The 12,546-nt window shown below is 45.3% G+C and carries 12 protein-coding genes and 1 pseudogene; 5 read left to right on the top strand and 8 right to left on the bottom strand.

The annotated features are described in order from the left end of the window. Positions 1–16: 16 nt before the first annotated feature. Both RIC07_RS25075 and RIC07_RS25080 read right to left on the bottom strand, forming a co-directional pair. Entirely contained in the window at positions 17–373 is a 357-nt protein-coding gene (locus tag RIC07_RS25075; RefSeq protein WP_446396880.1) for a DUF5615 family PIN-like protein, read from the bottom strand. Further along, a complete protein-coding gene (locus tag RIC07_RS25080; RefSeq protein WP_446396881.1) occupies positions 366–764 on the bottom strand; it encodes a DUF433 domain-containing protein in 399 nt (132 codons plus the stop codon). The genes RIC07_RS25075 and RIC07_RS25080 overlap by 8 nt, the downstream gene beginning before the upstream one ends. A 162-nt stretch (positions 765–926) precedes the next feature. On the opposite strand from RIC07_RS25080, the gene RIC07_RS25085 reads away from it, so the two are divergent. Beyond that, a complete protein-coding gene (locus RIC07_RS25085; RefSeq protein WP_446396893.1) occupies positions 927–1,145 on the top strand; it encodes a DUF2442 domain-containing protein in 219 nt (72 codons plus the stop codon). A 271-nt stretch (positions 1,146–1,416) separates the two neighbouring features. After that, positions 1,417–3,138: a hypothetical protein gene (locus RIC07_RS25090; RefSeq protein WP_446396882.1), complete on the top strand. Its 1,722-nt coding sequence runs from the start codon at positions 1,417–1,419 to the stop codon at positions 3,136–3,138. 24 nt (positions 3,139–3,162) lie between these two features. Here the strand turns inward: RIC07_RS25090 and RIC07_RS25095 are convergent, their stop codons facing one another. Both RIC07_RS25095 and RIC07_RS25100 read right to left on the bottom strand, forming a co-directional pair. Further along, positions 3,163–3,393 carry a hypothetical protein gene (locus RIC07_RS25095; protein WP_446396883.1) on the bottom strand — a complete coding sequence of 77 codons (231 nt, stop codon included), beginning with the start codon at positions 3,391–3,393 and terminating at the stop codon, positions 3,163–3,165. A gap of 123 nt (positions 3,394–3,516) precedes the next feature. Next, positions 3,517–6,351, bottom strand: a complete 2,835-nt coding sequence (locus RIC07_RS25100; protein WP_446396884.1) for a pentapeptide repeat-containing protein — start codon at positions 6,349–6,351, stop codon at positions 3,517–3,519. A 201-nt stretch (positions 6,352–6,552) separates the two neighbouring features. Here RIC07_RS25100 and RIC07_RS25105 point away from each other — a divergent pair, with 201 nt between their 5' ends. From RIC07_RS25105 to RIC07_RS25115, 3 genes are all read left to right on the top strand, one after another. Further along, positions 6,553–7,194 carry a general stress protein gene (locus RIC07_RS25105; RefSeq protein ID WP_446396885.1) on the top strand — a complete coding sequence of 214 codons (642 nt, stop codon included), beginning with the start codon at positions 6,553–6,555 and terminating at the stop codon, positions 7,192–7,194. Positions 7,195–7,248: 54 nt separating this feature from the next. Continuing rightward, the gene (locus tag RIC07_RS25110; RefSeq protein ID WP_446396886.1) at positions 7,249–7,719 is read left to right on the top strand and encodes a BON domain-containing protein; all 471 of its coding nucleotides are present in this window, start codon (positions 7,249–7,251) and stop codon (positions 7,717–7,719) included. Between the two features lie 488 nt (positions 7,720–8,207). Then, the gene (locus RIC07_RS25115) at positions 8,208–8,792 is read left to right on the top strand and encodes a general stress protein (RefSeq protein ID WP_446396887.1); all 585 of its coding nucleotides are present in this window, start codon (positions 8,208–8,210) and stop codon (positions 8,790–8,792) included. A gap of 337 nt (positions 8,793–9,129) precedes the next feature. Here the strand turns inward: RIC07_RS25115 and RIC07_RS25120 are convergent, their stop codons facing one another. The 4 genes and pseudogenes from RIC07_RS25120 to RIC07_RS25135 all read right to left on the bottom strand — a co-directional run. Continuing rightward, entirely contained in the window at positions 9,130–9,789 is a 660-nt protein-coding gene (locus tag RIC07_RS25120) for a Uma2 family endonuclease (RefSeq protein ID WP_446396888.1), read from the bottom strand. A gap of 56 nt (positions 9,790–9,845) precedes the next feature. Beyond that, the gene (locus tag RIC07_RS25125) at positions 9,846–10,466 is read right to left on the bottom strand and encodes an exopolysaccharide biosynthesis protein (RefSeq protein WP_446396889.1); all 621 of its coding nucleotides are present in this window, start codon (positions 10,464–10,466) and stop codon (positions 9,846–9,848) included. A gap of 141 nt (positions 10,467–10,607) precedes the next feature. Further along, positions 10,608–11,885: an adenosylhomocysteinase gene (gene ahcY, locus RIC07_RS25130; protein WP_446396890.1), complete on the bottom strand. Its 1,278-nt coding sequence runs from the start codon at positions 11,883–11,885 to the stop codon at positions 10,608–10,610. Positions 11,886–12,113: 228 nt separating this feature from the next. Then, positions 12,114–12,314, bottom strand: a pseudogene (locus RIC07_RS25135) (DUF389 domain-containing protein); the annotation flags it as partial. Positions 12,315–12,546 lie beyond the last annotated feature (232 nt).

Below are 12,546 nucleotides of genomic sequence, written 5' to 3' on the forward strand. Positions count from 1 at the left end.
CTAACTCATTCTGCTATCAGGTTCGCCACTGATTGAGCCAGCGAACTTGTCCAATCCACTCCTCTGCTTGTGTTTCTGATAGCAACTGATCTAAAGCAGAAATTAGACTCGATAGTGTCCAACTGCTTTGTGCTGCTAAAACAATGCCACAATGTTGAGGATAGCGTTCAGCTAAAATCATAAAATCCCGGATATTGAACGTAAAAATACACCGTTCTTGTGCTGTTGCTCCCAGTAATTGAGCGTCATCACTGGCATCCAAAGGCATCCATTCGGTGGGTGTGCGTGTCACATCATGACCACGAGAAACTAAGGCATTATGGAGAGCTTTAGTTGATGTATCAGCATCCAGGTGCAGTTTCAGTTTAGACATGAGCGGCTTCTATGGCTTGTTCAGCCGCGATCGCACGCTCAATTTCTTCACGGTGGGCGTGGTAAAATACTAGGGCTTCATCGATTTGTTCTGCATTCAAGTCATACTCAGCGGCTATCTGATTTGAGGATAAACCCCATTGTTGAGCCGCAATGACTATTGTCTGGACTCGTAGATTAGTCCCACGCAAAATCGGTATAAGCTGACCGCTAGCACTGTTACGATAGGTAACATGAGCAAAGGTTGGCTCGTTACGTTGTCCTTTCAGAGAATTTACCTTTTCTGCGATCGCGTCTAAAATGAAGGCTTCCAGAGGAATACCTTGCTGAGAAGCCAAGTTTTCGGCTTGTTGCTTTAATTCATTGGGGAAGTTTAGCGAGTAAGATGTCATTGATTGCTATAACAGATACATTTCTAGACATATCCTATCAATTGAGTCAGGATTAGAGTTCATTGAGCGGGAAAAAATTGATGCGTTGCAGGATAACACCTATGTGTGTTGTGTGTCCAGAAAACCAGCTAGACTTGTACGACTCACTTCTATCGCCTGGTAATTAATTTGAAGAGTGGCGCGACGTTTAGCTTTCCCCCAGCATTAGCGCAAGGGTTAGCAGGTGCTTCTCCAGAGGATTTGGCTGAAGTTGAAGTGACGCCATCGGGGGATGGGTTGCACTGGGAGAAGCTGGATGCAGATTTTAGTGTTCCGGCGCTTTTGGCTGGTGTGTTCGGCACGGCAGCGTGGATGGCTCAGGTTAAGATGAAGGTGAGTTAGGGCGCGATCGCATTCCGCTATGCCAAGCAACAAAGGCGTGATTGTACTTCTATAGCAATCCTAAATAGGATGCAACAAGTGAACGGCTTGAAACCCATGTATAGCAAGGGTTTCAGTTTTGAAAATTGCCACAACCTAAATAGGATTGCTATATATCCCTTTGTCCCCGGTAAGTTTTAATTTAGACTATTAGCCCCAGAATAAAAAGATGGTCAGTAAACTCTAAGTTTGATGGAAATTGATAACACTGCTCCCCTAAAAATCTAGCAAGATGCCGAAGCCAAAATATTTTAGTCAAGACCCAAATCAGTTATCCTTATTCGACTGGTGCGATAACTCTCAAGAATCGCAGCCTTATTCTAAATTACCGGATGAATCTAAGAATATCGAAGCGTCACAGCAAGATTCCCTTTTGAAATCAGCAGATAAGCATAAGGATGTCGAGTCATTACAGTCAAATTTTCCTTCTCAATCAGAGAATAGTTCCAAGGATAATCGAACTGCCACAGCCAAATCCTCCTATAAATCAACCAGCAGATCGGTAGATACAGAAGGTCATTCTAAGGATAAGTGGCGTCTTTTTGTCCCTGACCGATTTGATATTCTTGAGAGACATGCTAAAGACCAACACGAATTAAAGACTATTATTGTGCCTGTGAAAGATGCCTTGGCTTACCTTGATGACACTTACGCTGATATGGTAGCTGCTGGTAGGGGAGCTTTTTGGGTGTTCAGAGGAGAGTCTGGCTCTGGAAAATCAACTTTTCTACATACAGTTAATTTATTTCGACCCCAAGCGGAAACTTTATCAATTCAATCTGATGAGCCAGTACCCCAAAAATTAACTGATTTGAGAAAGTTTGAGACAGGATTAAATAAACTCCGAATCATTGTTATTGAAGGAAGGGAAGCTCTCACCGACTTTTCCATAGAGCAGTTAGAAAAAGATCTCCATTCTATTAACAGCTTCATTCGCTCACGTTTTGGCGAACGAACTTTAATCGCATGGTCTTGTAATGCTGATGATTTACAGGAAAGACTTATTACCTTAGCTAAACGTATTGGAGCCGATTCTCTATTAGGTGTAGAAGATACCATCTATCGGTTTAAGGGACCACCACCCGATCAGTATATAGATATTGCAACCCGTACCATTGAAACCCTAAATGAGGGAGCTTCTTTAGTTGATTTAGGAATTTCAGAAGAGCGAGCTAAAGAACTGATTGATCAAGCTAAAACCATTGGTCATTATTTAGGGGTTTTGCGTAAGGAGCTTCTAAAAAATGAGAAAAATGTAGAAAAGCTGTTAGTTCAGGAAAAGTTCAAAATGTGGGTTGTGGTAATTGCAAGTAATAATCCTACACAAGAAGTAGCGGCGCTATCCCGCGTCCGCTCCCAAGCCGATATTTCTTGCTTGATGAATTCCACAAAAGCCAATATAGTTGAGGAACTACAAAAATATTCTGACAAAGTTGGCATTCTTGGAACCGTACTGGAAGCTAAGATAATTTATTTACCTATAACAACAGCACGCTCTCTTATTAGTAACTATGCTGATGATGAATTACGGGAAAAGATGAAACAAGCTGGAATGCAGACGAGCAAAGAGCGTAAGGCAACCGAGAGGCTTAGGAAAAGTGATCTAGCTAAAGCTTTTCTAGCAGAGCCTAGAGGTTCAAGTTCCAGTGGACGTCCCGGTAGTAGCAGTATAAAAGCTTTTGAAAAACTTTTAGCAATTGCTCAGAAGAACGATGAATTGTTAAACAGAGCTATTGGTAAAGCTCTAAAAGATGATGGCTTAGTCTCTTCTTTTACAACCGAGGCTGAACTTTGCGGAAGAATAAATCTTAGAAGTGATTTGCTCTGCTCCACAGATTCGGGATTAGTTCGATTGGAGTTGATGTGGGTAAAGTGGGGGTATCAGGCTGAAATAGCAAATTATGTACTCAAAAAACTTAAAAATTATGGTCTAGCTATTGGCTTGCTTGACTAGAAAAAGAATAGGCAAAATATCACTCTATAGATGACTGAAATCATTGCCGACTTCCAGTTTAATATCAGGAACTTTATGTAAAACCTGCTGAAATTTGTCCCAACGTCCCTGTTTAGCTTTTTCCTCGATATAGTCTTTCGTTATCCAAGCGGATAAAGCAATAGTCACTAATTGTTCAACAGAAATATTTTCTCGCTTGGCTAAAGCGGCAACTTGTTGATACAAGGCATCTGGAATTTTAGCGGTAAGATTCATTATTAAATTTCTCCCACTCCTATCATTTATTTTATAGCTGATACGTTTAACCAGGGCGGGTTTACCAACGTGAATTCCAAACGCCGCCACCGTTGTAGTCAAACCCGCCCCTACCATACCCTGTCACATTTCACGCCAATTAGTCTTACAAATACTCCCATCGGGCATCCTCGCCCCCTCGAAATTTACCTCACTCAAATCCGCTTTATCCAAATTCGCCCCCGTCAAATTCGCCTCCCTTAAATCCGCCCCACTCAAACTCGCCCCCACCAATTTCGCCCCCACTAACTCCGCCCCCCTTAAATCCGCATTCCCTAACTTCGCCCAACTCAAATCCGCCCCGCTTAACCGCGCCTGCTTCAAACTCGCCCCCACTAACTTCGCCTTGCGTAAACTCGCCCCACTCAAGTCAACTTCACTTAAATCCGCAATCACCAACTTTGCCCCATCTAACTGCGCCTGCTGTAAATTAGCCCCTCGCAACATCGCGCCAATTAAATTAGCATTCCGCAAATCCGCCCCCGCTAACTGCGCCCCCGCTAACTCCGCATTCTGAAAATTTCTCCCGCCACTCTGATAGCGCGATCGCACTTCCCCAACATCGGTTACACTAATCTCTCGCTGGGGCGGATGGCGAAAGGTAAAGGTAAAGGTATCCCCACTCTGCATCACCCGCCACATCTCCTCATACAAAGGATAAGAACCCACGCCACTCAATTTCACCCACCCTTTTGCCCGGGTTAATGCCACAAATAACTGATTCCGCAATTGTAGATTACTCTCATCTTTTGCCACATTATCCAACCCCACCACATACACCATATCTGCCTCATTTCCCTTCGCCCGATGGATACGAGACACAGTAACGCCGCCCTCACACCAAAACTTATTTGGATCACGGGTATCTTGATCAATGTGCAGCATATTACAATCCAGCGCACTGGGACGATAAATATCAATTCCCTGGGACATTAAAAACTCTGCCACCGCTGTTTCTAGTCGCATCGCTTCTAACCCTAACCCCAAAACAATCACCAGTATCTCGCGACTCGGTTTCAGCCCGTCATAGCGAAGATTGTAGAAAATATTATCGGCTAGGGCGGTTAATTCTTCCTGACGCGATCGATAAGCGATAAACTCAAATAAAGAACCCTGCCAAAGTTTTGATACCAGATTTGGTGAATGTTCTGGAGGGCGTCTTACAGTAATTTGTTGACCTGGACGAAACGTTCCAGTGACTTCATAGCCAATCGCTTGCCAATCCTCAATCCGGGTAATTCCGGTTAACATTCCCCCCCGTCGTAATAATCCCATGCCAATTCCATGGGCGGCGGTAAGAATTGCCCCTGGGGTACGATAACACCGATACATGGTTTCACTTTTTCTAATTCCGCCCCCATATTGTCCGGTGACTAAATGTCCTAAATCTTCCCCAAACAATTCACTCGCATTAGGAATATTCAAACTTTCTAAACTTTGCGCTTCATCATACGCCCAAATTAACCGCCGTTGTTCAGGTTGGGTGGGGTCAACTGGGCGTAAGGCTTGATATGCCATCCAGTAAAAGGGCTGTTTTCCTTCAAATTTAAGGTATTCATCAACAATTAAATCTTGACCTTCATCAATTAAAATAACATCGTATAATTTTGGAATCGCTGTCTCTTGTAAAAGATTGAGACAAACTTCAGCTAATGCCTGATGCGGTTGCTTGGTTTCTATATCGTTAACCGTAAGTGCTTTTACTCCTGTGTGTCGGCAAAGGGTACTATAAAATCCCGGTTGTTTTCTCCCTCCCCAAGCGTGGAGAACTTTTAATTTGCGATTTCGTTTGGCGTCGTATCTGATTTCGCCACTACTAAAGCGACGCAACCATTTATCCAGTTGGCTAATAATTCCGTGATAGAGGCTGCGGCTGAAGAAAACCAGGGCAATATCCCAGTCGGGATGCTTGAGATGAATATGGGCAGCTTTTTGACAGAGTAATACGGTTTTCCCGGAACCCGCTATCCCCCGAATCCGTTGGGGACCCGGAGGAATGGATTTGGCGATTTGTTCTTGGGCTAAATCGAATTCGGATAGGTGTTGGCGTACCTGGGCAAGAATACTACCACGGGTTTGTTGCGGTGTGCCATTAATGTTTTTTGGGATGGCATTTCTGTGTCCTTTCAGGTGTTGTTTTTTCCGAAAAACAGGTGTGCCACTAATCACCGCTTGCAGTAATTTCCACTGCTGGTTACTCAACGGGGTTCCTTTGATAATTGGAGAGGTTTGCTGAATCCGTTTGACGAGAAAACCTAACCCCCCAGCCCCCTTCCTACCCCCCTCGTTCCCCCCTCGAAGGGGGGATGGGGAAGGGGGAGCCGTAAGCCCCTCCAAATAAAAATTTATTCCGTTTTCTTCCCCTCGTAGGGGAGGGTTAGGGAGGGGTCTCTGAGGGGTCTGCTCTCTCGTCAATTGACTAACAACTTCATTCCAGGAAGAAATATTCTCTTTAAAGAGGATTGGCGGACAACTAGGAAGTTGGTAGAAGCCGCTTTGATACCATTCAGTTTCAGTAATTAAGGGAAGGCAAATTAACGCCCGTCCGGTTACTTTACGGCGCAATATCGGTTCGCGATCGCAGTACCCTAATAGGGAGAATAATTGATTTTCTGCTTGTTGGTAAGGGTTGCTGCTGGTGGTGTAATAGTTTTGGAACTCCCAGCGATGACCCGTAATCGCCAGAATTTGGTCAATCGTGACGGATTTAATCTCAATCACGATTAAACCCAGTTGGGCGTCTACAATCAGAATATCCGGTTCCTTGCGAGACTTACCCACCTTGGAAAATATGGGATAACGCCAATACCCGATACAGGTGCGATCGCGAAATGCGTTCTGAACGGCGTCCCAGGTTTTTTGTTCACCGCCTTCACCTCCTTTACCTAGCGGTTCGGTGGTAATAAATTTATTCGTCATTCGTTAAGGGAAAGGGAACAGGGAACAGGGAACAGGGAACAGGAACTTTAAATTCATAGTGCATAAACCTCCTTCTTTCTATGGATAGAGACTAAAGTTACACCTATTGATTGAGGAAATAATATCCGATAAACGATAAGATTTACTTATAAATAAAGTTTGACAGACTAATTTATCTCTAGCGTGTAAAAGGAGAGAACAATGGCTTTACATCAACACAAACGTGCGATCGGTATTTTTACCAACCGAGACGCGGTGACGCAAGCACTACAGGAACTCCACCTGGCTAATTTTCCCCTGGATCAGGTTACCGTGATTGCCAGAGAATTAGAAGAGGAGTCGCTTCACGATACGGATAGGAAGACTCGCAAGGGTAATGAAACGGGTAAACAGGCGGCGAATGGCGCTGTTGTCGGTGGTGTTATTGGACTGGTAACGGGCGTACTCGTCGGTGTGGGTGCTGCTTCGATTCCTCTGATTGGTCCAATCATGTTAGCCGATGCTTTGGGGACTGCTGTAGCCACAACCTTAGCCGGGACAGGAATTGGTGCGGTTGGTGGTGGACTTTTGGGCGCACTGATTGGATTAGGGATTCCCAAAAAACAGGCTAAAGCGTATCAAGAACGATTTTTACGGGGTGATTTTTTGGTCATTGTTGAAGGTACGGATGAGCAAATTCGTCAGGCAATTTCTCTACTTAAAGATGGAGGAATCGAAGAATTAGGAGTTTACAATGCGCCAGAGATGGATGGGATAAATACAGATTTCCCAGTTGCGGCTGTTGATGAGCCTCATGCTCAGATGGCTAGATCAACGGTTTATCGAGAACACGAACTGAATTGAGATGGATTGATATACATCTTTACTGATTATTTGCCGTCGAAGAGGACAGAAAAAATGAATAAATTTACACTCTTATGCTTGACAGGTGTTTTAGGTTTAGGGGTTTCCGCCTGTGGTGATGTAGCGAGAACCAGTACTAGCGCTCCCGATTCGATTAATCGAGTTGGTAATCCTCCAGACTTGGACACCGTGTTAGGAAATGAAAGCGATGCAACGAACCCCATCCGCCGAGCGCAAGCCAATTCTGATATTCGGGCGCGGGAGCAACGATACAATGTGTTTAGGGAGGGAGAGGAACGCTCTAATCGCAATGTCCAAAGTGAAGTGCGGAGTAAGTTAGAGGTTAACCTGCCAACCTCTCAACTAGCGATTCAGGCTAATCAGGGAATTGTTACGGTAACTGGATACGTGCAAACGCAAGAGAATTTGGAACGGATTGAACCTTTGGCGAGGGAAATTAGAGGGGTTCGGAATGTCAATGTCCAAGCTGAAGTAGGACCCAATTTACCGCCTTATAACAGTTAAATTTTCTGTTTTTTAACGAACAGGCAACAGGCAACAGATACAGCAGATTTCAGGTTTATGAGGTACAGCCTTAAGCAAGATCCCCGACTTCTTGAAGAAGTCGGGGATCTGTCTATGTAGGATTTGCTGCACAACTCCAAAACCCTTAGATATCAAAGCTTTGAGTAGCATGAACATTGGCTCATTTTCAAGGACATAAGGTAAAACCCTTTCATACCCTTGCACCGCTATCAGGGAAAATGTATCATTGCTCCCCCAGCTCCCCCTGCTTCCCCAGCTTCCCCTGCTCCCTACCCCACCAAAACACTTATTCAGCAGACTCTATGTACCTCAGAGTCCTCTACAAATGGTGGTTTTGGATATTAAATTTATCTCTATTGATAGATGAATACCTTACCCAATGTGTAGTAGATGTGGGAAGAAAGCACAAATCTAGCACCAAAGGCTGAATTTGTGCTGAAACAATCCTAAAAGAAAGCGAGAGAAACATGGCTGAAGACCAACACAACAGACACGCGCTTGGTGTATTCCCGACTCGTGAAGAAGCGGAAAAAGCGGTACAGGATTTGAAACGGGCAGATTTCCCTGAACAGCAAATTTCTGTCGTTGCTAAAGATGCAGGTAGGAATGAGGAACTTGCTGGTGTTGATGTGGAAAAAGGCAAAGGACATCAAGTCAGTAAAGGTACTAAAGCAGGTGCGGCGACTGGTGGAATTGGTGGCGTTGTTTTGGGCGCATTGGAAGCCCTGGGTATTACTACTTACGCGGCGTTTCTACTCCCTGGCGCTGGTCAGGTTTTAGCGTTTGGTACGGTTGCGGCTAATGCTTTCGCGACAGCCGTTGCTGGCGGTGCAGTTGGCGCAGTCGGTGGCGGTTTAGTTGGTGGTTTAGTCGGTTGGGGTGTTCCTGACGAGCAAGCTAAGGTTTATCACGATTTAGTGTCTAAAGGTGAGTATTTGATTATGGTAGAAGGAACCCCTGATCAAATTGGTTTTGCGGAAGCTATTCTTAGTCCGATGGGAATTCGTGAATGGAAAATTTATGAGGCTCCTCGAAATACCGCTTCTCGCTAGTTAGATGCCAAGAACTCAAGTTCTTGGCTAATAGCTTAAGTCGGTTAAAACCGACTGATATCATGTCCGGTCAAACACCCCTAATAAAAACGCCTGAAACTCTTGTTATTGCAGCATTGCAATTATGGGCAATCTTTGGGACATGATATGAAACAATATAATCTGGTTACACTAAGCGATACTTACTTTAAGTAGGTTTGTGGAAATCAACTCAACTTTATTAAGATTAAGTTCGTTTAATATTCCTCAAATCCTTGCGATGCCTGCCACCCTGTTGCCTATTGCCTATTCCCTATTGCCTCTCCCCACCACCAGACTCCCTGTAGCAGATCCTACATTAGAGTGTTTCGGGATCGATATTTAATTCTCGTAGTTTGGCGGCGTAGCGTTCCGCAAGTTCTTCGGGTGTCGGTACGAGTTTCGCTTCTGGGGTGAAGAAACGCAACTGGTTTTGATGAATTCCTAGAAATAAACCAAGCTGCTGACTCCACAATTGTCCTTGAGAATTCTGTTCGAGGGGTTGGTATTCTCCATCAACTAAATGAAATCCGGCAAATTCTAACGTATTTGGATCGAACCAAAAGTAATCGGGGGTACGAAAGGTGTCTTGATAGAGTTTTTTCTTAAATCCTTTGTCTGTATCAGCCGTTTTGGGAGAAAGGATTTCAATAATTACATTCGGATATTTACCATCTTCGTTCCAGACGACCCAGCTTTTGCGAGTTTTTCGTTCAGTATCGAGTACAACAAAAAAGTCGGGTCCCCGGAAGTGTTCCGATTTGCGTTGGCGGGGACTGTAATAGATGGTAAGGTTGCCAGCGACGTAGAAATCATTTCTATCTCGCCATAGCCACTTAAGACATTTGAGCAGAAGTAAGATTTGTTCTAGATGCAGTTCAGTTTCCAAGGGGGGTTCATCACTATAGAGGTCACTTGGGGGAAAGATAACATCTTGTGAGATATCTGGGGAAGGAGCAAGTTCTTGAATTTGGGACATGGCGCGTTAAAGGGAGAACAACAGATTACATTTTTATTTATTTTAGCTGGCATTTTTCAACGCAGGACATCTTTGAGCCAATCCACCAAACTTGCACCGCCAAACCAAACGGCTAGTAAAATAGAAATTGAGATAATTCCGCCCAGTAAACAAATAACTAATCCGCCTAAGCTAATTGCCCCATCATCTTCAATTAAGCCAAAACCTGTGACAAAAATACCGATCGCGGGTAAGGTATTGGTTCCAGGAATGGGAATCATCATCGAGATGGACATTAGCGAGATCGCCACCCCAATCACTACACGACCCGTTAGACTGGTACAGAGATAGGGTAGACGTGGACGTGCGATCGCTTCAATCTTCTTTAACCAGGGAGTCCCTCCTTTAACCAGTCCCTGCACTGTTTCTAGTTTCATCCTGCTATTCATCACTTTCTGGGGTAACCAGGGACGTTTGGCACCAATGATTAGCTGAAAGGCTAAGATCAGCATGACGATGCCAAAGGGGATCGAATAACCCGGTGCTGGAACGGGTAACGCCGAGGGAAGCGACAGGATCACAAACAAAAACCCAAAAATTCGCTCCCCGGCAAAAGACAGGATATCTGCCAGTCTCACCTGGGGCTGTCGATCTTCTTCAAAAAAATAACGTTGCAGTTCAACCGAAAGTCGAGCCATTTTCCTGAAACCTTTCGATAAAAATTGAGAATTTGCTGAATTATATCCCCGATTTCTGGAGATCCCCGACTTCTTAAAGAAGTCGGGGATCTTGTTTTGAGGATCAAGTCAGGCATGATACCACACCCGAAAAATTCCGAACTAGGTTCCTGATGTCCACGAGTTCATATACTCAACTTGCTCAGTGGTTAAGGTATCAAGTGAGATACCCATTGCCTGCAATTTCAGCCGTCCAATTTCCTTGTCAATCTCAGTTGGAATGGAATGTAGACCGGGTTCTAGTTTGCCCTTATTCTGCACCAGATATTCACACGCCAAAGCTTGGTTAGCAAAGCTCATATCCATCACCGCACTGGGGTGTCCTTCGGCTGCGGCTAGATTAATCAAACGCCCTTCACCCAATACGATAATAGATTTGCCGTTTTTCAGGAAATACTGTTGGGTAAAGTTGCGAACTTGCCGATATTCCGTGGATAACTCTGCCAAGGATTTCAGGTCAATTTCAATATCGAAGTGACCGGAGTTACACACCATTGCGCCATCTTTCATCACTTCAAAATGTTCTGGGCGAATGACGTGCTTGTTTCCGGTAACTGTGATAAACACATCACCATGGGAAGCGGCTTCAATCATCGGCATTACCCGGAAGCCATCCATGACGGCTTCAATGCCTTTAATCGGGTCAATTTCAGTAACAATGACATTTGCGCCCATGCCTCGTGCCCGCATTGCCGCACCTTTGCCACACCAACCATAACCCGCAATGACGATGGTTTTCCCAGCCAGCAGAATGTTGGTGGCGCGGATAATACCGTCGAGGGTGGATTGTCCGGTACCGTAACGGTTATCGAAGAAGTGCTTGGTATCAGCGTCATTCACGTTCATCGCGGGGAAGGTGAGAACTCCCTGATTGAACATTGCCTGCAAGCGGACAATTCCGGTGGTGGTTTCCTCGGTGGTGCCGATAATATCACCAATCTGGTTTTGCCGTTCCTTAACCAGAGTCGCCGTCACATCACTCCCATCATCAATAATCAGATTGGGTTTGTGATCTAGGGCAGTTTGAACGTGGCGATTATAGGTGGCGTTATCTTCCCCTTTGATGGCAAAGACAGGAATCCCGTAATCAGCGACTAAGCTAGCGGCGACATCATCCTGAGTAGACAGGGGATTACTGGCAATTAGCAACCCATCAGCCCCAGCATTTTTCAGCGCGATCGCTAAATGAGCAGTTTCGGTGGTAACGTGGCAACAAGCAACTAGGCGAATCCCTGCCAGAGGTTTATTTTGAGCAAAACGTTCCTGTATTTGCCGCAAAACGGGCATTTCTCGTCCCGCCCATTCGATGCGCTGTTTGCCTCCGGGGGCTAGGGATATGTCTTTGACTTCGTGTTTGAGCGCAGTAGATGTTGCTGTCATAGATTTGGTTGGTTTTATTTAATTTGCATTGTCATCTTACCTAACTTAGCCGATCTCCCATCAGTTATCGGTGGGGAGGGCGGGTTTTGTTGTTCCGTTATCGGTGGGGAGGGCGGGTTTCGTTGTTCCGTTATCGGTGACTAGCTGAATTGGTTCCCTAAACCCGCCCCTACAGATTCCCTAAACCCGCCCCTACAATTGTCCCTAAACCCGCCCCTACAATCAAATCCCCTGAGACAGCGACAAACCGACCACACATAAGGGTGGCATGAGGACAACCGCGATCGCAACCCCCGCTAAGGCATCACTGAGATGGGCGCAAATCTTGGCAAAACTACTGATCCCACCCGCCACCACTGCGATCCCCAAGTCCACTAAATTGGGCTGGGTGCGAGAAAGCACTTCTGAACCCTATTCTGGAATCCCAGCAATCCGTCCTGTCAGCCACGAGAGAACTAATGCTAAGATTGTCGCACCCGCGATCGCACCTAAATCGCGAGGGGCTACGGCTTCAACCTTCACGAAGTGGAGGTAAGCCGTAGGGGGAGAGCGGGAAATACTTCGGCTAAACGCCCGAAGTATTTCCAGTTATTTCCCGGGTGGTACAATGGTAGCCATGAAACAAGTCCTCACGATAGTCATAAAGCTTCAACCCTCCCCT

Origin of the sequence: Coleofasciculus sp. E1-EBD-02, assembly GCF_040218245.1 — a bacterium.
GTDB lineage: Bacteria > Cyanobacteriota > Cyanobacteriia > Cyanobacteriales > Coleofasciculaceae > Coleofasciculus.

Excerpts from the sequence above, each read along its gene's own strand:
- RIC07_RS25125 (WP_446396889.1), bottom strand. The coding sequence starts at position 10,466 with ATGGCTCGACTTTCGGTTGAACTGCAACGTTATTTTTTTGAAGAAGAT.
- RIC07_RS25110 (WP_446396886.1), top strand. The coding sequence starts at position 7,249 with ATGAATAAATTTACACTCTTATGCTTGACAGGTGTTTTAGGTTTAGGG.
- RIC07_RS25075 (WP_446396880.1), bottom strand. The coding sequence starts at position 373 with ATGTCTAAACTGAAACTGCACCTGGATGCTGATACATCAACTAAAGCT.
- RIC07_RS25105 (WP_446396885.1), top strand. The coding sequence starts at position 6,553 with ATGGCTTTACATCAACACAAACGTGCGATCGGTATTTTTACCAACCGA.
- RIC07_RS25100 (WP_446396884.1), bottom strand. The coding sequence starts at position 6,351 with ATGACGAATAAATTTATTACCACCGAACCGCTAGGTAAAGGAGGTGAA.
- RIC07_RS25115 (WP_446396887.1), top strand. The coding sequence starts at position 8,208 with ATGGCTGAAGACCAACACAACAGACACGCGCTTGGTGTATTCCCGACT.
- RIC07_RS25090 (WP_446396882.1), top strand. The coding sequence starts at position 1,417 with ATGCCGAAGCCAAAATATTTTAGTCAAGACCCAAATCAGTTATCCTTA.
- ahcY (WP_446396890.1), bottom strand. The coding sequence starts at position 11,885 with ATGACAGCAACATCTACTGCGCTCAAACACGAAGTCAAAGACATATCC.
- RIC07_RS25120 (WP_446396888.1), bottom strand. The coding sequence starts at position 9,789 with ATGTCCCAAATTCAAGAACTTGCTCCTTCCCCAGATATCTCACAAGAT.
- RIC07_RS25095 (WP_446396883.1), bottom strand. The coding sequence starts at position 3,393 with ATGAATCTTACCGCTAAAATTCCAGATGCCTTGTATCAACAAGTTGCC.
- RIC07_RS25080 (WP_446396881.1), bottom strand. The coding sequence starts at position 764 with ATGACATCTTACTCGCTAAACTTCCCCAATGAATTAAAGCAACAAGCC.